Here is a 21,674-nt window from a genome sequence, read left to right as displayed (position 1 = left end):
AACCCGCCGGCACGAATTCAATGTCCACGATAGCAGACAACATTTCGCAAGTGAGTGCCCGAATCGCAGCCGCTGTAAGACAGGCGCAACGCGAGCCCGGCCAAGTCGGCCTGCTCGCGGTCAGCAAGACCAAGCCTGCCGCCACCATGCGCGAGGCATTCGCCGCCGGCATCCATGACTTCGGCGAAAACTATCTGCAGGAAGCCCTGGGCAAACAGCTGGAACTCGCCGACCTGCCCTTGATCTGGCACTTCATCGGCCCCATTCAGTCGAACAAGACGCGCGCAATCGCCGAACACTTCGACTGGGTACATTCCGTGGACCGCCTCAAGATCGCCCAACGGCTCAGCGAACAACGCCCGGCCGCGCTTGGCCCCCTGAACATCTGCATCCAGGTCAATGTCAGCGGCGAGGCCAGCAAGTCCGGCTGCGATCCCGACGACGTAGCCACCCTGGTCAGCGCCATCGCCGCGCTGCCCAACCTGCGCCTGCGTGGCCTCATGGCCATACCGGAGCCCACCGATGACATCGCCCTGCAGAACGCTGCCTTTGCCCGCGTGCGTGCGCTGCAGCACGATCTGCCAATGCCGCTGGACACCTTGTCCATGGGCATGAGCCACGACCTGGAGGCGGCCATCGCCCAGGGCGCCACGTGGGTGCGCATCGGCACGGCGCTGTTCGGCGCGCGCAACTACGGCCAAGACACCTCCCCGGCGCACACCGCTGTGGCCTCCTCACCTTTGAGCAAGGATCCTTCATGAGCAACACTCGTATTGCCTTCATCGGCGCCGGCAACATGGCCGCCAGCCTGATCGGCGGCCTGCGCGCGCAGGGTGTCGAAGCCAGCCACATCCGCGCCAGCGACCGCGGCGCCGAACAGCGTGACAAGGTAGCGGCCGAACATGGCATCGAGGTGTTCGCCGACAACGCCGAGGCCATCGAGGGGGTCGACGTGGTGGTGCTGGCCGTGAAGCCGCAAGGCATGAAGGACGTGTGCCAATCGCTGGCACCGAGCCTGGCACCCGGTCAACTGGTGGTCTCGATCGCCGCGGGCATCAACTGCGCGAGCCTGCAGGCGTGGCTCGGCGAGCAACAGCCGATCGTGCGCTGCATGCCCAACACCCCCGCGCTTTTGCGCCAGGGCACCAGCGGCCTGTACGCCACCGCCGACGTCAATGCCGAACAACGCCAGCAGGCCGAAGACTTGCTGGGCGCGGTCGGCCTGGCCCTTTGGCTGGATGAAGAACAGCAACTGGATGCGGTCACCGCCGTGTCCGGCAGCGGCCCTGCCTACTTCTTTCTGTTGATAGAAGCCATGACCGCCGCCGGGGAAAAACTCGGGCTGCCGCACGAGACGGCTGCCCGGCTGACCCTGCAAACCGCCCTGGGTGCCGCGCACATGGCCGTGGCCAGCGACGTCGACGCTGCCGAACTGCGTCGTCGCGTCACCTCACCCGCCGGTACCACCGAAGCGGCCATCAAGTCATTCCAGTCCGAAGGGTTCGAAACCCTGGTGCAGAACGCCCTGAACGCCGCCGCCCGGCGTTCGGCCGAGCTGGCCGAACAGCTGGGTCAATAACCAGGTCATCAAGGAGCTTTCATGTACGGTCTCAATACCGCGGCGATCTATGTCGTGCAAACCCTGGGCAGCCTGTATCTGTTGATCATGCTGCTGCGCTTCGTGCTGCAGCTGGTGCGTGCCGACTTCTACAATCCGCTGTGCCAGTTCATCGTGCGCGCCACGCAGCCGCTGCTCAAGCCGGTGCGGCGGATCATCCCCAGCCTGTTCGGGCTGGACATGTCCTCGCTGCTGCTGGCCATCGTCATCCAGATGATCATCATGGCGCTGACCTTGCTGCTCGCCTACGGCACCACCGGCAACCCCTTGCAGTTGCTGGTGTGGTCGATCATCGGGGTGACCGCGCTGTTCCTGAAGATCTTCTTCTTCGCCATGATCATCAGCGTGATCCTTTCCTGGGTCGCGCCGCAGAGCCACAACCCGGGTGCCGAGCTGGTCAACCAGATCTGCGAGCCGGCTCTGGCGCCGTTCCGGCGCATCCTGCCCAACCTGGGTGGCCTGGACATCTCGCCGATCCTGGCCTTCATGGTACTCAAGCTGCTGGACATGCTGGTCATCAACAACCTGGCCATGAGCACCGGCATGCCGCAGATCCTGCGCCTGCTGATCTGACCGCCGCATGCCGCCTGGGTGAAGGTCCCGATGGGCTTTCACGCACGCGGCAAACGCTCCCTGCCTGCGTGCCTCCAACCCCGCCAAGCGCTGCTTGCCCCTGTGCCCCGCGCTCTTTAGACTTACGCCTCATTCAAGCGTGAGCAGGGTCGATGTCCACTGTCTTTCCCGATGATTGCGTCGGTCTGGTCGTTCCACAAATTGCCCACTTCAGCGAACCCCTGGCCCTGGCCTGCGGACGCTCGCTGCCCGCCTACGACCTGATCTACGAGACCTACGGCCAGCTCAACGCCAGTGCCAGCAACGCGGTGCTGATCTGCCACGCGCTGTCGGGCCATCACCATGCCGCCGGCTACCACTCCGCCGACGATCGCAAGCCGGGTTGGTGGGACAGCTGCATCGGTCCCGGCAAGCCCATCGATACCAACCGCTTCTTCGTGGTCAGCCTGAACAATCTGGGCGGCTGCAACGGTTCCACCGGGCCCAGCAGCATCGATCCCGACACCGGCAAACCGTTCGGCGCCGATTTCCCGGTATTGACCGTCGAAGACTGGGTTCACAGCCAGGCCTGCCTGGCAGACGCCCTGGGAATCACCCAGTGGGCGGCGGTGGTAGGAGGCAGCCTGGGCGGCATGCAGGCCTTGCAGTGGACCATCACCTACCCCGAGCGCGTTCGTCACTGCCTGGCAATCGCTTCGGCGCCCAAGCTCAGCGCACAGAACATCGCCTTCAACGAGGTGGCGCGCCAGGCCATCCTGTCCGACCCCGAGTTCCATGGCGGTGATTTCCAGGCCCGCGGGGTGATTCCCAAACGCGGCCTGATGCTGGCGCGAATGGTCGGGCACATCACGTACCTGTCGGATGACTCGATGGGCGAGAAATTCGGCCGCGGCCTGAAGAGCGAAAAGCTCAACTACGATTTCCACAGCGTGGAATTCCAGGTGGAAAGCTACCTGCGTTATCAGGGCGAGGAATTCTCCGGCCGCTTCGACGCCAATACCTACCTGCTGATGACCAAGGCGCTGGACTACTTCGACCCCGCCGCAGCTCACGACGATGATCTGGCCGCCACGTTCGCCCATGTGCAGGCCAAGTTCTGCGTGATGTCGTTCACCACCGACTGGCGTTTTTCGCCAGCGCGCTCGCGCGAGCTGGTCGACGCCTTGATGGCCGCGAAGAAAGACGTCTGCTACCTGGAAATCGACGCGCCGCAGGGGCATGACGCTTTCCTGATCCCCATTCCACGGTATCTGCAGGCGTTCAGCAGCTACATGAACCGCATTGCACTGTGAGGCATCCATGAGAGCTGACCTAGAAATCATCCAGGACTGGATCCCTGCCGGCAGCCGCGTGCTCGACCTGGGCTGTGGCAATGGCGAGTTGCTCGCCTGGCTGCGCGACCACAAGCAGGTCACCGGCTACGGCCTGGAAATCGATGCGGACAACATCACCGAATGCGTGCGCAAGGGCATCAACGTCATCGAGCAGGACCTGGACAAAGGCCTGGGCAATTTCGCCAGCAACAGCTTCGACATCGTGGTCATGACCCAGGCGCTGCAGGCCGTGGAATACCCTGACCGCATTCTTGACGAAATGCTGCGGGTCGGTCGCCAGTGCATCATCACCTTCCCCAATTTTGGCCACTGGCGCTGCCGTTGGTACCTGGCCAGCAAGGGCCACATGCCGGTGTCCGAGTTCCTCCCCTATACCTGGTACAACACGCCGAACATCCACTTCTGCACCTTTGCCGACTTCGAGGCCCTGTGCAGCGAGCGTCGCGCGCAGGTGCTCAACCGCCTGGCGGTGGATCAACAGCACCGCCACGGGTGGGCGAGCAAGATCTGGCCAAACCTTCTGGGCGAGATCGGCATCTACCGGGTCAGCAGCCCCGGTCTGCAGGAGCACCGGGTGGCGGTGTAGACGGCTTTTCGTGGTCTGTGGGAGCGGGCTCTGCCCGCGAAGCTGACGACTGGATACATCAGACAGACTGCATGAACTGGCTCTTTGAACCCTTCGGAACCCATTCACAACCATGATCAATTTCACCCAACTCGTCCTCGCCAGCCATAACGCCGGCAAGCTCAAGGAACTTCAGGCCATGCTCGGCGGTGCGGTGCAACTTTGCTCGGTCGGCGAATTCAGCCAGGTCGAGCCCGAGGAAACCGGGCTGTCGTTCGTCGAGAACGCCATTCTCAAGGCACGCAACGCTGCGCGCCTGTCCGGCCTGCCGGCACTGGCGGACGATTCCGGCCTGGCCGTGGACTTCCTCGGCGGTGCCCCGGGCATCTATTCGGCGCGCTATGCCGATGGCCAGGGCGATGCCGCCAACAATGCCAAGCTGCTCGACGCCTTGCAGGGCGTACCCGACGAGGAGCGTGGTGCGCAGTTCGTCTGCGTCCTGGCCCTGGTGCGGCACGCCGACGACCCGCTGCCGATCCTCTGCGAAGGGCTCTGGCACGGCCGCATCCTGCATGCCGCCAGCGGTGCCCACGGATTCGGCTACGACCCGTTGTTCTGGGTGCCCGAGCGCAACTGTTCAAGCGCCGAACTCGACCCTACGCAAAAGAACCAACTGAGCCACCGCGCCCGTGCCATGGCCTTGCTGCGCCAACGCCTGAGCCTTGCATGAACGACCAACTGCTTTATCCGCCGGCACCGCGTCCCGACCAGGCGCTGGCGCAATTGCCACCCCTGGCGCTGTACATCCACATCCCCTGGTGCGTGCGCAAATGCCCGTACTGCGACTTCAATTCCCACACCGCCAGCCCGGTTCTGCCTGAAGAAGAATACGTCGACGCCCTGCTGGCCGACCTAGACCAGGACTTGCCCGCGGTCTACGGACGCCCGCTGAGTTCGATCTTCTTCGGCGGCGGCACGCCCAGCCTGTTCAGCGCGGCCGCCCTGGGCAGACTGCTGGCCGGCGTCGAGCAACGCATCGCCTTCGCGCCCGACATCGAGATCACCCTGGAGGCCAACCCCGGTACCTTCGAACAGGACAAGTTCGTCGCCTATCGCAAGCTGGGGATCAACCGCCTGTCCATCGGCATCCAGAGCTTCCAGCCGCAGAAGCTCGAGGCGCTGGGCCGCATCCACACCGGTGACGAAGCCTTGCGCGCTGCCGAAATGGCGCGCCGCGCCGGTTTCGACAACTTCAACCTGGACCTGATGCACGGCCTGCCCGATCAGTCCCTGGAAGAGGCACTGGACGATCTGCGCCAGGCCATTGCCCTGGCGCCCACGCACCTGTCCTGGTACCAGCTGACCCTGGAACCCAACACGGTGTTCTGGAGCCAGCCACCCGTGCTGCCCGAGGACGATATTCTCTGGGACATCCAGGAAGCCGGTCAGGCCCTGCTGGCCGAGCATGGCTTCGGCCAGTACGAAGTGTCGGCCTATGCCAGGCCAGGCAAGGCAGCGCGGCACAACCTCAACTACTGGAGCTTCGGCGACTTCATCGGCATCGGCGCCGGTGCCCACGGCAAGCTGAGCCACCCTGATGGACGCATCGTGCGTACCTGGAAAACCCGCCTGCCCAAGGATTACCTGAACCCCGCCAAACCATTCAAGGCCGGCGAGAAGGCCTTGGCCGCAGACGAGTTGCCCTTCGAGTTCCTGATGAACGCGCTGCGCCTCACCCAGGGCGTCGACGCCGGGCTGTTCGCGCAACGCACCGGCCTGTCCCTGCAGTCACTGGCGACGGCACGCGCCAACGCCGAACAAAAGGGCCTTTTACAGGTCGAACCGACGCGTCTGGTCGCCACTGCCCGCGGGCAGTTGTTCCTCAACGACCTGCTGCAATACTTCCTGGTATAAGGATTGTCCTGATGGATTTCGTGCTCGATCTGCTCGCCACCGTGTCCCGCTGGGGCCGAGGCAACCTTTCGGAGATCTCCCTGGCCTTGGTGGGCTGTGTGCTGGTGCTGTTCGGCGCCGATGTGAAGGCGTGGGTCGAGGGCCGCCTGGGCTCGCTCTCAGGCATGCTGCGAGTGCCCCTGATCGCCTTGATGTGCGTGATCGGCAGTGGCGCGGCCTTGATCTATGCCACGCCCTGGGTGCTGAAGGGGTTGAGCCAGTTCAACAACTACAGCCTGGCGCCGGTGCTGTTGGTGGTGTTGGTGCTGCTGGGGATCGTCGCTGATCGCAAATGATGCGTGAGCCTCAATCGACCTTCTCGAACTTCAGATCCCACACCCCATGCCCCAGCCGCTCGCCGCGGCGTTCGAACTTGGTCACCGGCCGCTCGGCCGGACGCGGTACGCAACCGCCATCGGCCGCCTGGTTGCGATAACCGGGCGCAACGTTCATGACTTCCAGCATGTACTCGGCATAGGGTTCCCAATCGGTCGCCATGTGCAGCACACCACCGACTTTCAGCTTGCTGCGAACCAGTTCGGCGAACGCCGGCTGGACGATGCGCCGCTTGTGGTGGCGCGCCTTGTGCCAGGGGTCCGGGAAAAACAGCAGCAGGCGATCCAGACTGTTGTCGGCAACGCACTGCTTGAGCACTTCGATGGCATCGCAGTCGTAGACCCGCAGGTTTTTCAGACCCTGGGTCAGGACGCCGTTGAGCAGCGCGCCAACGCCAGGCCGGTGTACTTCAACACCGATGAAATCCAGCTCCGGCGAGGCCGCTGCCATCTCGAGCAGCGAGTGGCCCATGCCGAAGCCGATCTCCAGGGTGCGCGGCGCAGTGCGGCCGAACACCTGGTCGAAGTCGGCCGGTTCATCGGTCAGTGGCAGCACGAACAGCGGCTTGCCCTGGTCCAGACCACGCTGCTGGCCTTCGGTCATGCGTCCGGCGCGCATCACGAAGCTCTTGATAGCGCGGTGCTGGCGCGGTTCGCCTTCGTTGGACGTTGGCGTTTCTTGCGAGTCAGTCATCGGGGGCTCTTACTTGATCAGGCCATCCAGCGGCGAAGAGGCGCTGGCATAGAGTTTTTTCGGCATGCGCCCGGCCAGATAGGCCATGCGCCCGGCAATGATGGCGTGCTTCATGGCCGCGCCCATCATGATCGGATCCTGCGCGTGGGCGATGGCCGAGTTCATCAGCACCGCTTCACAGCCCAGTTCCATGGCTATGGTGGCGTCGGACGCGGTACCCACGCCGGCATCGACCAGTACCGGGACCTTGGCTTCTTCCAGGATGATCTGCAGGTTGTACGGGTTGCAGATACCCAGGCCGGTGCCGATCAAGCCAGCCAGCGGCATGACCGCGATGCAGCCGATCTCGGCCAGCTGGCGAGCGATGATCGGATCGTCGCTGGTGTAGACCATCACGTCGAAACCGTCCTTGACCAGCACTTCGGCGGCCTTGAGGGTTTCGATCACGTTGGGGAACAGGGTCTTCTGGTCGGCCAGCACTTCCAGCTTGACCAGGTTGTGGCCATCGAGCAGCTCGCGGGCCAGGCGACAGGTGCGCACCGCCTCCACGGCGTCGTAGCAACCGGCGGTGTTGGGCAGAATGGTGTAGCGATCCGGCGGCAGCACGTCGAGCAGGTTCGGCTCGCCGGGGTTCTGGCCGATATTGGTACGGCGCACGGCGACCGTGACGATCTGGGCGCCCGAAGCCTCGATGGCCAGGCGCGTCTGCTCGAGGTCGCGGTACTTGCCGGTGCCGACCAGAAGGCGCGACTCGAAGGTGCGACCGGCCAGGGTGAATGGCTTGTCAATGCGAGCATTGCTCATCGGAATTCCTCTGCTGAGGTAAAGATACGAACGTGGAAGGTGCCGGCGACTCGATCAGCCGCCGCCGATGGCGTGAACCACTTCGATCTGGTCACCCTCGCCCAGTACGGTGTCGCCGTGCTGGCTGCGCGGGACGATGTCCTGGTTCAGCTCGACGGCCACGCGGCGGCCGACCAGCTCGAGACGGACCAGCAGCCCGGCAACGGTTTCGCCGTCGGGAAGTTCGAAAGGGTCGCCGTTCAATTGAATGCGCATGCGGTCGGCAGCCATCATTTTTTGGGGGTCGCCATTCTAGCCCGATCGCCGAGGATTCCCAAGGCCAAGCCGACCACCCGCGCGATCAGCCCAGGCGCCAGGCGACCATACCCAGGCACAGCCAACCGGCGAGCAGGGCCAGGCCGCCGAACGGGGTCACGATACCCAGCTTGCTGACGCCGGTCAGGGTCAACAGATACAGGCTGCCCGAGAACAACACGATACCCAGACAGAACAGCGCGCCCGCCCAGCCCACCAGGCGCCCTGGCACATGGACGCTGAGCAGCGCGACCCCGAACAACGCCAATGTGTGGATAAGTTGGTAGCTGACGCCGGTCTGGAAAATGGCCAGATACTCGGCGCTCAGGCGGTTCTTCAAACCGTGGGCGGCGAAGGCGCCGAGCGCCACACCGGTAAAGCCGAAGAACGCAGCCAGCATCATGAACGTACGCAGCATCCAGGTGTGTCCTCATAAAGCCGTGTTGCACTGCAGGGTCTGTATAATGGCCCGCTCACTCGGCCAGGCCAAGCCCTTCATGCTGCAATCCTTCTTCCGCCGTCTGTGCAAGACCCTGCTCTGGTTCGTCGCCGCAAGCGTGGCCGTGGTGGTGATCTTTCGCTTCATTCCACCGCCGGGCACCATGCTCATGGCCGAACGCAAGATCGAATCCCTGATCGACGGCCAGCCGATCGACCTGCAACGCGATTGGCAACCCTGGGCGAACATTGCCGACGATCTCAAGGTGGCGGTGATCGCCGGCGAAGATCAACGTTTCGCCGAGCATTGGGGCTTCGACATCGCCGCCATCCGTGCAGCGTTTGCGCACAACGAAGAAGGTGGCTCGCTGCGCGGTGCCAGCACTCTGAGCCAGCAGGTGGCGAAGAACGTCTTTCTATGGTCGGGCCGCAGCTGGTTGCGCAAAGGCCTGGAGGCGTGGTTCACCGGTCTGATCGAGATGTTCTGGTCCAAGCAGCGCATCCTCGAGGTGTACCTCAACAGTGCGGAATGGGATGACGGGGTGTTCGGCGCCGAGGCGGCCGCGCGGCATCATTTCGGCGTGGGCGCAGCTCAACTCTCCCGCCAGCAAGCCAGCCTGCTGGCCGCCGTGCTGCCCAACCCGCGCAACTGGAGTGCCAGCCGGCCCAGCCCTTACGTGGCTCGCCGCGCGGGCTGGATCCGCCAGCAAATGGGCCAACTCGGCGGGCATGACTATCTGCTGCGCCTCAACATGCCGCGCCCGGCGCCCTGGGCGGATTAGCCTGGGTCTTCGTGGGAGCCAGGCCAGCGGCGAGCCCTGCGCCTGCGCCTGCGAAAACGTCCTGCCAGACAGCAAAAAGCCCCGAAGCAGTCGGGGCTTTTCAATTCAACGCACCGGCATTTCACATCAAGCCGCGATCGAAACCTTCAGCTTGTTCATCGCACTCTTCTCCAACTGACGAATGCGCTCGGCCGACACGTTGTACTTCTCGGCCAGCTCGTGCAGCGTCGCCTTTTCCTCGGCCAACCAGCGCTGGTAGAGGATGTCACGGCTGCGATCGTCCAGCACCTGCAGGGCTTCGTGCAGGTTGGTGTTGGAGTTGTCGCTCCAATCGGCGTCTTCCAGTTGGCGCGCCGGGTCGTAGCGATGGTCTTCCAGGTAGTTGGCCGGGGACTGGAACGCACTGTCGTCGTCTGCTTCGGCAGCCGGATCGAAGGCCATGTCATGGCCGGTCAGACGGCTTTCCATCTCACGGACTTCACGCGGCTCCACACCCAGGCTTTCGGCCACGCGGTGCACTTCCTCGTTGTTCAGCCAGGCCAGACGCTTCTTCTGGCTGCGCAGATTGAAGAACAGCTTGCGCTGCGCCTTGGTGGTCGCCACCTTGACGATGCGCCAGTTGCGCAGAATGAACTCGTGGATTTCAGCCTTGATCCAGTGCACGGCGAACGACACCAGGCGCACACCCATTTCCGGGTTGAAACGCTTCACGGCCTTCATCAGGCCGACGTTGCCTTCCTGGATAAGGTCGGCTTGAGCCAGGCCGTAGCCCGAATAGCTGCGCGCGATATGCACGACGAAACGCAGGTGAGCGAGCACCATCTGCCGAGCCGCTCCCAGATCCTGCTCATAGTAGAGACTCTCGGCCAGTTCACGCTCCTGCTCGGGTGTCAGCAAGGGAATGCTGTTCACCGTGTGCACATAGGCTTCCAGGTTCGCACCCGGCACCAGCGCATAAGCAGGTTGCAAAGAAGTGGTCATACGAAAAAACCTCCGACTCACATGACTCGTGCCCGTGGGCACTGCGAAAAATTGACCGGAAACCAGTGGACAAGTTCCCTATGACGCTTTAACGGTCAATGACAATAAAGTTAACTTGAATACGCGTTCACACAGCACACACATCTGTTGCAGGCTAACGCGGCGCCAGTTCGCGCAGGTGCCGCCAGACCGCAATCCACGCACCGATATACCCTAACAATACCGCGCCTAGCAAGAGCGACAAGCCGTCGGCGACGGGAACCCCACCCAGGGCGAAGTCGCTGCCGTACAGGCCGGAAAGCCCGGTGACCGCATCGTTGAGCCAATCCAGGCCGAAGGCCAGGATGCCCCAGGCAAAAATGCCTGCGCCGAAGCCGTACAACGCACCCATGTACAGGAAAGGTCGACGCACGTAGCTGTCCGTGCCCCCTACCAGTTTGATGACCTCGATTTCGATGCGCCGGTTCTCGATGTGCAGACGAATGGTGTTGCCGATTACCAGCAGCAACGCCGACACCAGCAGCAGAGTCAGGCCGAACACGAACCGGTCGCCCAACTTGAGAATCGCCGCCAGGCGCTCCACCCATACCAGGTCCAGCTGCGCCTGCTGCACCTTGGGCAGTTCGGCGAGTTGCTGGCGCAGGGTTTCCAGGGCCGCCTTGTCGATTTCCAGCGGGGTGACCACCACTACGCCGGGCAGTGGGTTCTCGGGCAGCTCCTTGAGCGCCTCGCCCAGCCCGGACTGCTGCTGAAACTCGCCCAGCGCCTGCTCGCGACTGATGAACTCGGCCTGCGCCACGCCCGACAGCCCCTTGATCTGCGTCACCAGGGCCTGGCCCTCGCGCTCGCCGGCATCGAGTTCCAGGTACAGCGAAATCTGCGCCGCGCGCTGCCACGAACCGCCCAGCCGCTCGACGTTCTTGAGCAGCAGGGACAGGCCCATGGGCAAGCTCAAGGCCACGGCCATGACCAGGCAGGTAAAGAAGCTGCCGATCGGCTGCTTGCCCAGACGGCGCAGGCTGTCGACCCAACTGGCGCGATGGCTTTCGACCCAGGCGCGCAGCAAGCTGCTGAACGGCGGCCCGTCGTCTTCGTCGCGCTGGCGTTTCTTCGGCTTCTGCGGTGTTGGCTCGCCGCCTTTGGGCGCTACCCGGTCCGCGACCTTGGGGCTGCGTGTCGCACTCATTGTCCTGCCTCTCCGTCACCGATCAGGCGTCCGCGCTGCAGCGTCAACATGCGATGACGCATGCGCGCGATCAGCGCCAGATCGTGGCTGGCAATCAGCACGCTGGTGCCTAGCCGGTTGATGTCTTCGAAGACCCCCATGATCTCGGCCGCCAGACGCGGGTCGAGGTTGCCGGTGGGTTCATCGGCGAGCAGCAAGGCTGGCTGATGGACGATGGCCCGGGCAATGCCCACGCGCTGTTGCTGGCCCGTCGACAAGTCGCCGGGGTACAGGTCGGCCTTGTCCGCCAATGCCACGCGCTCGAGGGCCGAATCGACCTTCTTGGCGATTTCCGGCTTGCTCAAGCCGAGAATCTGCAGCGGCAAGGCGATGTTGTTGAACACCGTACGGTCGAACAGCAGCTGGTGGTTCTGGAACACCACGCCGATCTGGCGGCGCAGGAACGGGATCTGCGCATTGGTGATCTGTCCCAGGTCCTGGCCGGCCAGCAGCAGCTTGCCGCTGGTGGGCCGTTCCATCGCCAGCAGCAGGCGCAGTAAGGTGCTTTTGCCCGCGCCGGAATGACCGGTAACGAACAGGAATTCGCCACGCCGCACCCGAAAGCTCAGTTCATGCAGACCGACATGGCCGTTGGGGTAGCGCTTGGCAACCTGTTCGAATCGAATCATGAAGGCTCCCGCTCGGCGAACAAGGCCTGGACGAAGGGTTCTGCCTCGAAGGTACGCAGGTCATCGATGCCCTCGCCCACGCCGATGTAGCGAATGGGCAGGCCGAACTGCTTGGCCAGCGCGAAGATCACCCCGCCCTTGGCGGTGCCGTCGAGCTTGGTCAGGGCCAGGCCGGTCAGGGCCACGGTCTGGTTGAACTGCTTGGCCTGGTTGATCGCGTTCTGCCCGGTACCGGCATCGAGCACCAGCAGTACTTCGTGCGGCGCCTGCTCGTCGAGCTTGCCCATCACCCGACGGACCTTCTTCAGCTCTTCCATCAGGTTGTCCTTGGTGTGCAGACGACCTGCGGTGTCGGCGATCAGGACATCGATGCCGCGCGACTTGGCGGCTTGCACGGCGTCGAAGATCACCGAGGCGGAATCGGCACCGGTATGCTGGGCGATGACCGGGATATTGTTGCGCTCGCCCCACACCTGCAACTGCTCGACGGCTGCGGCACGGAACGTGTCACCCGCCGCCAGCATGACCTTCTTGCCTTCGAGCTGCAGCTTCTTGGCCAGCTTGCCGATGGTGGTGGTCTTGCCGGCGCCGTTGACGCCCACTACCAGAATCACGAACGGCTGGTGCTCGGCCTTGATCACCAACGGTTGCTCGACCGGCCGCAGCAGGGCGGTCAGCTCGCTTTGCAAAGCCTTGTACAAGGCGGCGGCATCGGTCAGTTCCTTGCGTGCCACCCTGCGGGTCAGGCTCTGGATGATCACCGACGTGGCCTCGACGCCGACATCGGCGGTCAGCAGGCGGGTTTCCAGCTCTTCGAGCAGGTCGTCGTCAATGATCTTGTTGCCCAGAAACAGGCTGGCCATGCCTTCGCCAAGGCTGGCGCTGGTCTTGGCCAGGCCCTGCTTGAGGCGGGCGAAGAAGCCGGTCTTGGTCTGCCCTGGAGGTTGCGCGGCAGCAACGGCAGGCGTCGGCGCTTCGACACGGGGCGCAGCGACGGTTGCCACGGGCACGGGCAGCGGTGGCGCAGGTACCGGGGCTGGCGCGCTGGGCGCTGGTGGCGCTGGTGGCGCTGGTGGAGAAACAGGAACATGAGCAGGCTCGACGGCCACAGGGGCCGGCGCTTCCGGCCGCGGAGCGATGACCGGTGGCGTTTGCGGGGCATCGTCCTCGACCAGCGCCACGGGCTCCTCGGGAACCGGGAGTACCAGGCCGTGCGGGGCAGGCTGCTCGACCGGTGCGGCAGCGGGCTCGGCCTGCGGCGCCAGAACCGGCTCCGGTGCGAGCGCCACTGCAGCTTCCACGGAAGCCTGCGGGATCGCCTCGGCAGCGGCGTCGGCTGCTGCAGGCAGATCCTGGGCGGCAGGGGTTGGCGGCTGTTCGGCGACAGGTGTCTGCGGCTTCTTGCGCAGCCATCCGAACAGGCCTTTCTTTTCACCGGCCGGGGCCGGGGTCTTTTTGTCGTCGTTGGAACCAAACATGGAAGACGGCTATCTCAAGGTAGCGACGCGCCAGGCGGCGAGTCGGAAAAAATTCGAAGACGCAACACAGACTGCTTTTACGCCGGCTCGTTCACGCGCAACATTTTGTCGAGTTGCCCGGGCAGGTTCATGCCTTCCAGGCATGGCCCCCAGCGAACCGGATCAGTATCCTAGCACCTCCTCGCCCGTAGACGCTAAGGCCACGCGGGCAGCTCTCAAGGTTCTGAATCCCATGAATGTCCTCGCCCGCCGCGCCGCAGGCCTGCTGCTCTGCACGCTCAGCCTGCCTTTGGCGGCTTTTGCCGCCGATACACAGCCCACGCACGAATTCACCATGGACAACGGCCTCAAGGTCGTCGTGCGAGAGGATCACCGCGCCCCGGTGGTGGTTTCCCAGATCTGGTACAAGGTCGGCTCCAGCTACGAAACCCCCGGCCAGACCGGCCTGTCCCACGCCCTTGAACACATGATGTTCAAGGGCACCGACAAACTGGGCCCCGGCGAAGGCTCGCGCATCCTGCGCGACCTCGGCGCCGAAGAAAACGCCTTCACCAGCGACGACTACACCGCCTATTACGAAGTGCTGGCCAAGGACCGCCTGGCCGTGGCGTTCGACCTCGAAGCCGACCGCATGGCCAGCCTCAGCCTACCCGCCGAAGAATTCGCTCGGGAAATCGAAGTCATCAAGGAAGAACGCCGCCTGCGCACCGACGACAAGCCCAGCGCCAAGGCGTACGAGATCTTCAAGGCCATGGCCTTCCCGGCCAGTGGCTATCACACGCCCACCATCGGCTGGATGGCCGACCTGGAACGCATGAAGGTCGAAGAGCTGCGCCATTGGTACCAGGCCTGGTACGTGCCCAACAACGCCACCCTGGTGGTGGTGGGCGACGTCAAGCCAGACGAGGTCAAGGCCCTGGCCCAACGTTTCTTCGGCAACATCGCCCGGCGCCCCACCCCACCGGCGAAGATCCCGCTGGAACTGGCCAACCCCGGCCAGCGCCTGGCCACATTGCATGTCCGCACTCAACTGCCGAGCCTGCTGTACGGCTTCAACGTCCCGGCCCTGGCCACTGCCGACAAGCCGCGCGACGTCCAGGCCCTGCGGCTGATTTCCGCACTGCTCGACGGCGGCTACAGCGCGCGCATGGCCACACGCCTCGAACGCGGCGAGGAACTGATCTCCAGCGGCGGCGCCCGGTACGATGCCTTCACCCGCGGCGACAGTCTGTTCTTCATTTCGGCGACGCCCAATACGCAGAAGAAAAAAACCCTCGCCGATGTCGAGAAAGGCCTCTGGAAACTGCTCGGCGAGCTCAAGACCACGCCGCCCTCGGCCGACGAACTGGAGCGTGTGCGCGCCCAGGTCATCGCCGACCTGGTCTACAGCCGCGACTCCATCAGCAGCCAGGCCACCACCATCGGCATGCTCGAAACCGTGGGGCTGTCGTGGAAGCTCATGGACAGCGAACTCGAAGACCTCAAGAGCGTGACGCCGCAGGACATCCAGAGCGCCGCACGCACCTATTTCACCCGCGATCGCTTGAGTATCGCCCACGTTCTGCCAGAGGAAGCCGCTCATGAGTGAGCCCACCACCCCCCGTCGTTTCCTGGTTGGCTCGACTTTTCTGGTGCTTGCCGGTTGCCTGGCCACTTTCGCCGTCCAGGCTGCGGACGCCACCGGCGCTGGCCAACCCGCGCGCGGCCTGCAATCGGTGAGCGAGCTGGGCAACACCGCGCCCAGCCATCGCCGCCTCGACATTCAAAGCTGGAAAACCGCCGAAGGTGCCAAGGTCCTGTTCGTCGAGGCCCACGAGCTGCCGATGTTCGACCTGCGGCTTACCTTCGCCGCCGGCAGCAGCCAGGATCAGAACCATCCCGGCATCGCCGTGCTGACCAATGCCATGCTCAACGAAGGCGTGGCCGGCAAGGACGTCAGCGCCATCGCCCAGGGCTTCGAAGGCCTGGGCGCGGACTTTTCCAACGGCGCCTATCGTGACATGGCCGTCGCGTCACTGCGCAGCCTCAGCGATACCGACAAGCGCACCCCTGCCCTCAAGCTGTTCGCCGATGTCGTCGGCAAACCGACCTTCCCGGCAGACGCCCTGGTACGCATCAAGAACCAACTGCTCGCCAGCTTCGAATTCCAGAAGCAGAACCCCGCCAAGCTGGCCAGCAACGAGCTGTTCACGCAGCTGTATGGCAGCCATCCGTATGCGCACCCCAGCGAGGGCGACGCCAAGAGCCTGCCGCGCCTGAGCATCGAGCAGCTTCGGGCCTTCCATCAACGTGCCTATGCTGCAGGCAACGCGGTGATCGCCATCGTCGGCGACCTGTCGCGCGGCGAAGCCGAGCAGATCGCCGCACAGGTATCCAGCGCCCTGCCCAAGGGCCCTGCGCTGGCCAAGCCGGCGCAACCAGCCGCGCCCGCAGCCGGTGTGACCCATATCGACTTCCCGTCCAAGCAGACGCAGATGTTCATCGCGCAGCTGGGCATCGACCGCAAGGACCCGGATTTCGCCGCGCTGTCCATGGGCAACCAGATCCTGGGCGGCGGTTCCTTCGGTACCCGCCTGATGAGCGAGGTGCGGGAAAAACGCGGGCTGACCTATGGGGTGTACTCGGGCTTCACGCCGATGCAGGTGCGCGGTCCGTTCCTGATCAACCTGCAGACCCGTGCCGAGCTCGGCGACGGCACCTTGAAGCTGGTGCAGGACATCCTGCGCGATTACCTCAAGACCGGCCCCACCCAGGAAGAGCTGGACAACGCCAAACGCGAACAAGCCGGCAGCTTCCCGCTGTCCAATGCCAGCAACGCGAGCATCGTCGCGCAACTGGGCGCCACCGGTTTCTACGACATGCCGCTGACCTGGATGGAAGACTTCCTGCAGCAATCCCAGGCGCTGACCGTGGAGCAGGTGAAAGCTGCGATGAACAAACATCTGGATGCCGATAAACTGGTGATCGTCACGGCTGGCCCCAAGGTTGCGCAGCAACCGTTGCCGGCCCCTACGGACACACCCAATGAGCAACCGCTCGGCGTACCGGAGCACTGATGGCCAGCGTCAAAACCAAGCAACTCCATAGTGGCCAAGGCCACCTGCGCATCATTGGCGGCCAGTGGCGCAGCCGTAAACTGAGCTTCCCGGAAGCGCCCGGTCTGCGCCCTACCCCGGATCGGGTGCGTGAAACACTGTTCAACTGGCTGGCAGCGCACATCGAAGGTGCCAAGGTGCTGGACGCCTTCACCGGCAGCGGCGCTTTGTACCTCGAAGCGCTGTCGCGCGGCGCCAGCATGGCACTGGCACTGGATGCCAATGCCAGTGCCATTTCCAGCCTTCGGCACAATCTCGACCTGCTCGGGTGTGCCGTCGGCCAACTGCTGCAAAGCGACGCGCTCAAGTACCTGGAAACCCAGACCCCAAGCGCATTCGACCTGGTGTTCCTCGACCCCCCTTTCCACCAGAACCTGCTGCCAGCCACCTGCACACTGCTTGAAGACAAAGGCTGGCTGGCCGCGCGGGCCTGGATCTACACGGAGAGCGAGGCACCGCCCTCTGCGCTGCAGATGCCGGCAACATGGCGCCTGCACCGCGAGAAGAAAGCCGGACAGGTTTACTACTCCCTGTGGCAGCGTGGCTGACACAGGCTTGCCAAGGCAGCCACGTTGAACCCAGCACACCCCAGCTTCCGTCCGGCCCTTGGGCTAGGCAACCCGCATCTACAGACGCTATGGGGCCCTTTGTGGCGCAAGCAACCGGCACTGGCGCGCGAGCGCGAACGCCTGTGGCTGGAGGACGGCGACTTCGTCGACCTCGATTGGCACGGCCCACACGCACCCCATGCGCCACTGGTGCTGGTATTGCACGGCCTGACCGGATCATCCAACTCGCCCTACGTCGCCGGCCTGCAACGGCAGTTGGGGCTGCACGGTTGCGCAAGCGTGGCCGTCAACTGGCGCGGCTGCTCCGGCGAGCCCAACCTGTTGGCGCGCAGCTACCATTCCGGCGCCAGCGAAGACTTGCTGCACGTACTCGACCACCTGGGCAGGCAACGACCCCTGGCGCCGCTTTACGCCGTCGGTTATTCACTGGGTGGCAACATCCTGCTCAAGCACCTGGGTGAAAGCGGAGCGAACAGCCCATTGCAGGCCGCGGTGGCAGTATCGGTGCCGTTTCGCCTGGACCAGTGTGCCGACCGCATGACCCAGGGCTTTTCCAGGGTGTACCAGGCGCATTTCATGCGCGCCATGCTCGGCTACCTGACCGACAAGCGCAGCCGCTTCCAGCACGAGGGGCAGCACGAGGGACTGGCCGCGCTCGAAGCGCTGGGCTCGCTGCAGGGCATCAGGACCTTCTGGGATTTCGACGGGCAGGTCACGGCTCCGCTGCACGGCTTCAAGGATGCCCAGGACTACTATCGCCGCTCGTCGAGTCGCTACTACCTGGGCGGCGTCGCCAAACCCACGCTGATCATCCAGGCCAAGGACGATCCGTTCGTGTTTGCCCACAGCCTGCCCACCGCCGAAGAAATGTCGCCCTGCATCGAGTTCGAGCTGCATGCGCGGGGCGGACACGTCGGCTTCGTCGATGGCAGCCTGCGCCAGCCCGGCTATTACCTGGAACGGCGCATACCGCAGTGGCTGAACCAGTGGATCGAGTTCATGGCCCCTTCTGCACGGGCCGCTGCGGGTCGGTGATCCAGTCGCTCCAGGAGCCTGGATACAGCGTCGCCAACGGGTAGCCCGCCAGGGCCATGGCGAACAGGTTGTGGCAGGCGGTGACGCCCGAGCCGCAGTAGGCCACGGCCTGTTCCACAGGACGGCCCTTGAGTTGAGCATCGAACCGCTCACGTAACTGTTGCACAGGGAGAAAGCGCCCATCGGGCCCCAGGTTCTCGGTAAAGGCTGCGCACTGTGCGCCGGGAATATGCCCCGCCACAGGGTCGATGGGTTCGACCTCGCCCAGAAACCTGGGCAATGCGCGTGCGTCCAGCAAGGTCAACCCGGGCGCTTGCAGGCGCGCCTGCAGCTGGGCCGCATCGACCACGCGCTCGTCGTCGGGCGCTGCAATGAAATCGCCTGGCTCGGTGGACGCCGCATCCAGACTCAAAGGCAGTCCGGCGGCGTGCCACGCCGCCAGCCCGCCGTCGAGAAGGAAGACGCCGTCGCGCTTGCCCAGCCAGGTCAGCAGCCACCACGCACGTGCCGCATAGGCACCCGGCCCGTCATCGTAGAGAACCACCCGACTGTCTGCACCTATGCCCCAACGCTGCAGCCGTTCCTGCAACTGTCCAGGCTCGGGCAGCGGATGACGCCCGGTGACGCCCCTGACCGCCGGGGCGCTGAGGTCACGGCCCAGGTCGGCGAAACAGGCACCGGCGATGTGGCCCTCGGCATAGCTGCGCTGGCCGTAATCGGCGTCTTCCAGGCTGTAGCGGCAGTCGAGCAGGACCCATCCGGGGGAATCGATATGTTCGGCGAGCGCTTGCGGGCTGATCAGTTGCGCGAGGGGCATGAAGGACTCCGGCGGGGATGAATGATGGACCTGCGCGCAGCTGGAAAAGCTCGGGCAAGATCGATCGCGGCATGAATCACTGTAGCAGTCGGCACACCCGTTCGCGCGGCGCGTCGGGGCTGGCGGCCATCGTACAACGAGCGGCCGACCACCGCGACAGCGTGCCACAGGCGATCCTGCTTGCATTGCGCCATGGATGCAGGCTTGGCCCACCTCTCCGGCTGCGATACCATCGCATTCCCCAACAGATTCCCGCCAGGACGCCGTGATGAACCGAGTGTTGTACCCAGGTACCTTCGACCCTATCACCAAGGGTCACGGTGATCTGGTCGAACGCGCCTCGCGCCTGTTCGATCACGTGATCATCGCGGTCGCCGCGAGCCCCAAGAAAAACCCCCTGTTCGCCCTCGAGCAACGGGTGGAGTTGGCCCGCGAAGTGACGCGGCACCTGCCGAACGTCGAGGTCGTGGGCTTCTCGACCCTGCTCGCGCACTTTGCCAAGGAGCAGAACGCCAACGTGTTGCTGCGCGGCCTGCGGGCGGTGTCCGATTTCGAATACGAGTTCCAGCTGGCCAACATGAATCGGCAACTGGCCCCGGACGTGGAAAGCCTGTTCCTCACCCCTTCGGAACGCTATTCCTTCATTTCGTCGACGCTGGTGCGGGAAATTGCGGCCCTGGGTGGAGACATCACCAAGTTCGTCCACCCGGCCGTGGCCGAGGCGCTCACCCTGCGCTTCAGCAACAAGTAGCCGGCAAAGTAGCGCCCGCGTGCACTACGGGCGCTAATGCGGCACAATTGCGCCCATTGGTTTTCACATGCCTGGGCCGTTGTCTCGGGCCGGAGTCTTCATGTCCCTTATCATCACCGACGATTGCATCAACTGCGACGTCTGCGAACCCGAGTGCCCGAACGCTGCCATTTCCCAGGGGGAAGAGATCTACGTGATCGATCCCAACCTGTGTACCCAGTGCGTAGGCCACTACGACGAGCCACAGTGCCAGCAGGTCTGCCCGGTGGATTGCATACCGCTGGACGAAGCGCATCCTGAATCCCAGGAACAGCTGATGGCCAAGTACAAGCAGATCACCGGCAAGCATTGATTCCAGCGCGCTGGCAGATGCGCCAGCGACAGGCTCAGTCGCGGTTGCCGTAGCCGCTCTGCGTGCAGCCCAGGCAACGCACGAAGGCGGCCCTGCCCGGATCGACCACCAAGGCCTTGCCGCTGGCGCCGACGTTGCCACCGGCGGCGGTGAACGGCAATGCGATCACGAATAGCCCCGCGCCCACGATAGTGGCGGCCACCAGCAGCGGCCGCGCGATCAGCAGATCGCCGATCATGGCATAGGCCGGCGGATTCTGGATCTGGTAGGTCGGGTCACCGCTGCTCGTGCTCATGCTCGAGTCGGCGGCAGTGGCCGGCACGACGTGCAGGCCGAAACTGACGACCAGCGCCAGCGACAGGGTTCGAAACAGGTTCATGGCACAATCCTTCTGCTCACGTGGGGCGACTGCGATTTGCGATGGGGTCATCAGGGATGCAAGTAACTATATCAGTTGCCCGCCATTGTGCAGGCCGCGCGCAGCCGGATCATGTCTGGCAGCGCGGACAATACACACTGGCACGCTGGCCCAGCTTGACCTCGCGCAGGGTGGTACCGCACACCTTGCACAGCTGCCCACCGCGGCCATAGGCGAACAATTCCTGCTGAAAGTAGCCCGGCTGTCCATCTCCGCCGATGAAGTCGCGCAACGTGGTACCACCGCGTTCGATCGCGTAGGCCAGGATGCGCTTGATCTCGACCGCCAGGCGCAGGTAGCGGCCGCGCGATATGCCCCCTGCCGCGCGGCGCGGGTCGATACCGGCGGCGAACAGCGCTTCGGTGGCATAGATATTACCCACCCCGACCACCACCGCGTTGTCCATGATGAACGGCTTGACCGCCATGCTGCGGCCACGCGACAGCTCAAACAGCCGTTCGCCGTCGAACAGTTCGGTCAACGGCTCGGGCCCCAGACCCTGGAGCAGTGTGTGGTTGAGCGCATCCAGGCTCCAGAGCATGGCGCCGAAACGCCGCGGATCGGTGTAGCGCAAGGCCATGCCCGATTCCAGCTCGATGTCGACATGCTCGTGCTTGAGCGCCGGCAGGCCGGCTTCGACCAGGCGCAGGTTGCCCGACATGCCCAGGTGGCTGATCAAGGTGCCGACTTCGGCGTTGATCAACAGGTACTTGGCCCGCCGCTCGACGGCCACGATCCGCTGCCCGGACAACCGCGCATCCAGATCTTCGGGTATCGGCCAGCGCAGGCGCCGGTCGCGGACGATCACGCGGCTCACGCGCTGCCCTTCCAGGTGCGGGGCAATGCCCCGGCGAGTGGTTTCTACTTCGGGTAATTCAGGCATGGGGCCCCTGATGCGAAACGCGGATCGATAGGCAACCGTGCCCCAGGCTCG

At 64.3% G+C, this 21,674-nt stretch carries 26 protein-coding genes; 15 read left to right on the top strand and 11 right to left on the bottom strand.

The window, feature by feature from the left end:
• Positions 1-20 precede the first annotated feature (20 nt).
• The 8 genes from IFT76_RS14235 to IFT76_RS14200 all read left to right on the top strand — a co-directional run bounded on the left by IFT76_RS14235 (position 21) and on the right by IFT76_RS14200 (position 6,339).
• Positions 21-761 (top strand): YggS family pyridoxal phosphate-dependent enzyme, encoded by a 741-nt coding sequence (locus IFT76_RS14235; protein ID WP_192058954.1) that lies wholly within the window; start codon positions 21-23, stop codon positions 759-761.
• Positions 758-1,579 (top strand): pyrroline-5-carboxylate reductase, encoded by an 822-nt coding sequence (gene proC / locus IFT76_RS14230; protein ID WP_185794909.1) that lies wholly within the window; start codon positions 758-760, stop codon positions 1,577-1,579. Before IFT76_RS14235 ends, proC begins: the two co-directional genes overlap by 4 nt.
• Before the next feature lie 21 nt (positions 1,580-1,600).
• Positions 1,601-2,191, top strand: a complete 591-nt coding sequence (locus IFT76_RS14225) for a YggT family protein (RefSeq protein WP_122480512.1) — start codon at positions 1,601-1,603, stop codon at positions 2,189-2,191.
• 152 nt (positions 2,192-2,343) lie between these two features.
• Entirely contained in the window at positions 2,344-3,483 is a 1,140-nt protein-coding gene (metX, locus tag IFT76_RS14220; protein ID WP_122480513.1) for a homoserine O-succinyltransferase MetX, read from the top strand.
• 7 nt (positions 3,484-3,490) lie between these two features.
• Positions 3,491-4,111 carry a methionine biosynthesis protein MetW gene (metW, locus tag IFT76_RS14215; protein WP_043191520.1) on the top strand — a complete coding sequence of 207 codons (621 nt, stop codon included), beginning with the start codon at positions 3,491-3,493 and terminating at the stop codon, positions 4,109-4,111.
• 112 nt (positions 4,112-4,223) lie between these two features.
• Positions 4,224-4,820: an RdgB/HAM1 family non-canonical purine NTP pyrophosphatase gene (gene rdgB / locus IFT76_RS14210; protein WP_192058952.1), complete on the top strand. Its 597-nt coding sequence runs from the start codon at positions 4,224-4,226 to the stop codon at positions 4,818-4,820.
• Positions 4,817-6,004 carry a radical SAM family heme chaperone HemW gene (gene hemW, locus IFT76_RS14205; protein ID WP_192058950.1) on the top strand — a complete coding sequence of 396 codons (1,188 nt, stop codon included), beginning with the start codon at positions 4,817-4,819 and terminating at the stop codon, positions 6,002-6,004. The genes rdgB and hemW overlap by 4 nt, the downstream gene beginning before the upstream one ends.
• An 11-nt stretch (positions 6,005-6,015) precedes the next feature.
• On the top strand, positions 6,016-6,339 hold the full coding sequence (locus IFT76_RS14200; RefSeq protein WP_192058948.1) for a DUF3392 domain-containing protein: 324 nt from the start codon (positions 6,016-6,018) through the stop codon (positions 6,337-6,339).
• A gap of 10 nt (positions 6,340-6,349) precedes the next feature.
• Here IFT76_RS14200 and trmB read toward each other — a convergent pair whose 3' ends face one another.
• The 4 genes from trmB to IFT76_RS14180 all read right to left on the bottom strand — a co-directional run bounded on the left by trmB (position 6,350) and on the right by IFT76_RS14180 (position 8,588).
• Positions 6,350-7,072, bottom strand: coding sequence for a tRNA (guanosine(46)-N7)-methyltransferase TrmB (trmB, locus tag IFT76_RS14195; protein WP_122480516.1), 723 nt, complete (start codon positions 7,070-7,072; stop codon positions 6,350-6,352).
• 9 nt (positions 7,073-7,081) lie between these two features.
• The gene (locus tag IFT76_RS14190) at positions 7,082-7,876 is read right to left on the bottom strand and encodes a thiazole synthase (protein WP_122480517.1); all 795 of its coding nucleotides are present in this window, start codon (positions 7,874-7,876) and stop codon (positions 7,082-7,084) included.
• 54 nt (positions 7,877-7,930) lie between these two features.
• Positions 7,931-8,146, bottom strand: a complete 216-nt coding sequence (thiS, locus tag IFT76_RS14185) for a sulfur carrier protein ThiS (protein ID WP_342030363.1) — start codon at positions 8,144-8,146, stop codon at positions 7,931-7,933.
• Positions 8,147-8,216: 70 nt separating this feature from the next.
• A complete protein-coding gene (locus IFT76_RS14180) occupies positions 8,217-8,588 on the bottom strand; it encodes a DUF423 domain-containing protein (RefSeq protein ID WP_122480518.1) in 372 nt (123 codons plus the stop codon).
• Between the two features lie 79 nt (positions 8,589-8,667).
• Between IFT76_RS14180 and mtgA the strand changes: the two genes are divergently transcribed.
• Complete coding sequence (gene mtgA / locus IFT76_RS14175) at positions 8,668-9,390, top strand: monofunctional biosynthetic peptidoglycan transglycosylase (protein WP_122480672.1); 723 nt, start codon at positions 8,668-8,670, stop codon at positions 9,388-9,390.
• A 126-nt stretch (positions 9,391-9,516) separates the two neighbouring features.
• On the opposite strand, the gene rpoH is transcribed toward mtgA, so the two are convergent.
• From rpoH to ftsY, 4 genes are all read right to left on the bottom strand, one after another.
• Positions 9,517-10,371: an RNA polymerase sigma factor RpoH gene (gene rpoH / locus IFT76_RS14170; protein ID WP_043191535.1), complete on the bottom strand. Its 855-nt coding sequence runs from the start codon at positions 10,369-10,371 to the stop codon at positions 9,517-9,519.
• A gap of 154 nt (positions 10,372-10,525) precedes the next feature.
• On the bottom strand, positions 10,526-11,557 hold the full coding sequence (gene ftsX / locus IFT76_RS14165) for a permease-like cell division protein FtsX (RefSeq protein ID WP_122714503.1): 1,032 nt from the start codon (positions 11,555-11,557) through the stop codon (positions 10,526-10,528).
• Positions 11,554-12,225: a cell division ATP-binding protein FtsE gene (ftsE, locus tag IFT76_RS14160; RefSeq protein ID WP_122480520.1), complete on the bottom strand. Its 672-nt coding sequence runs from the start codon at positions 12,223-12,225 to the stop codon at positions 11,554-11,556. Before ftsE ends, ftsX begins: the two co-directional genes overlap by 4 nt.
• Positions 12,222-13,703: a signal recognition particle-docking protein FtsY gene (gene ftsY / locus IFT76_RS14155; RefSeq protein ID WP_192058946.1), complete on the bottom strand. Its 1,482-nt coding sequence runs from the start codon at positions 13,701-13,703 to the stop codon at positions 12,222-12,224. Before ftsY ends, ftsE begins: the two co-directional genes overlap by 4 nt.
• A 232-nt stretch (positions 13,704-13,935) precedes the next feature.
• Here ftsY and IFT76_RS14150 point away from each other — a divergent pair, with 232 nt between their 5' ends.
• From IFT76_RS14150 to IFT76_RS14135, 4 genes are read left to right on the top strand one after another with little or no spacing between them, the layout of a single operon-like run.
• Positions 13,936-15,291 carry a M16 family metallopeptidase gene (locus IFT76_RS14150; protein WP_192058945.1) on the top strand — a complete coding sequence of 452 codons (1,356 nt, stop codon included), beginning with the start codon at positions 13,936-13,938 and terminating at the stop codon, positions 15,289-15,291.
• Positions 15,284-16,759 carry a M16 family metallopeptidase gene (locus tag IFT76_RS14145; RefSeq protein WP_192058943.1) on the top strand — a complete coding sequence of 492 codons (1,476 nt, stop codon included), beginning with the start codon at positions 15,284-15,286 and terminating at the stop codon, positions 16,757-16,759. Before IFT76_RS14150 ends, IFT76_RS14145 begins: the two co-directional genes overlap by 8 nt.
• Positions 16,759-17,346, top strand: a complete 588-nt coding sequence (gene rsmD, locus IFT76_RS14140) for a 16S rRNA (guanine(966)-N(2))-methyltransferase RsmD (protein WP_192058941.1) — start codon at positions 16,759-16,761, stop codon at positions 17,344-17,346. Before IFT76_RS14145 ends, rsmD begins: the two co-directional genes overlap by 1 nt.
• A gap of 24 nt (positions 17,347-17,370) precedes the next feature.
• The gene (locus IFT76_RS14135; RefSeq protein WP_192058939.1) at positions 17,371-18,402 is read left to right on the top strand and encodes a hydrolase; all 1,032 of its coding nucleotides are present in this window, start codon (positions 17,371-17,373) and stop codon (positions 18,400-18,402) included.
• Here the strand turns inward: IFT76_RS14135 and IFT76_RS14130 are convergent.
• The gene (locus IFT76_RS14130) at positions 18,365-19,219 is read right to left on the bottom strand and encodes a sulfurtransferase (RefSeq protein ID WP_122480526.1); all 855 of its coding nucleotides are present in this window, start codon (positions 19,217-19,219) and stop codon (positions 18,365-18,367) included. The two genes, IFT76_RS14135 and IFT76_RS14130, sit on opposite strands and share 38 nt — an antisense overlap.
• A gap of 268 nt (positions 19,220-19,487) precedes the next feature.
• On the opposite strand from IFT76_RS14130, the gene coaD reads away from it, so the two are divergent.
• Positions 19,488-19,970, top strand: coding sequence for a pantetheine-phosphate adenylyltransferase (gene coaD, locus IFT76_RS14125; RefSeq protein ID WP_122480527.1), 483 nt, complete (start codon positions 19,488-19,490; stop codon positions 19,968-19,970).
• A 100-nt stretch (positions 19,971-20,070) separates the two neighbouring features.
• On the top strand, positions 20,071-20,322 hold the full coding sequence (locus tag IFT76_RS14120; RefSeq protein WP_043191560.1) for a YfhL family 4Fe-4S dicluster ferredoxin: 252 nt from the start codon (positions 20,071-20,073) through the stop codon (positions 20,320-20,322).
• A 34-nt stretch (positions 20,323-20,356) separates the two neighbouring features.
• Here the strand turns inward: IFT76_RS14120 and IFT76_RS14115 are convergent, their stop codons facing one another.
• Positions 20,357-20,701: a multidrug transporter gene (locus IFT76_RS14115; RefSeq protein ID WP_185794900.1), complete on the bottom strand. Its 345-nt coding sequence runs from the start codon at positions 20,699-20,701 to the stop codon at positions 20,357-20,359.
• Positions 20,702-20,810: 109 nt separating this feature from the next.
• Complete coding sequence (gene mutM / locus IFT76_RS14110; protein ID WP_192055889.1) at positions 20,811-21,623, bottom strand: bifunctional DNA-formamidopyrimidine glycosylase/DNA-(apurinic or apyrimidinic site) lyase; 813 nt, start codon at positions 21,621-21,623, stop codon at positions 20,811-20,813.
• Positions 21,624-21,674: the final 51 nt, after the last annotated feature.

The organism is Pseudomonas sp. CFBP 13727 (assembly GCF_014841915.1).
Lineage (GTDB): Bacteria > Pseudomonadota > Gammaproteobacteria > Pseudomonadales > Pseudomonadaceae > Aquipseudomonas > Aquipseudomonas baltica.
Note: the sequence above shows the minus strand (reverse complement) of the source record. Positions and strands in the feature narration are given on the sequence as shown.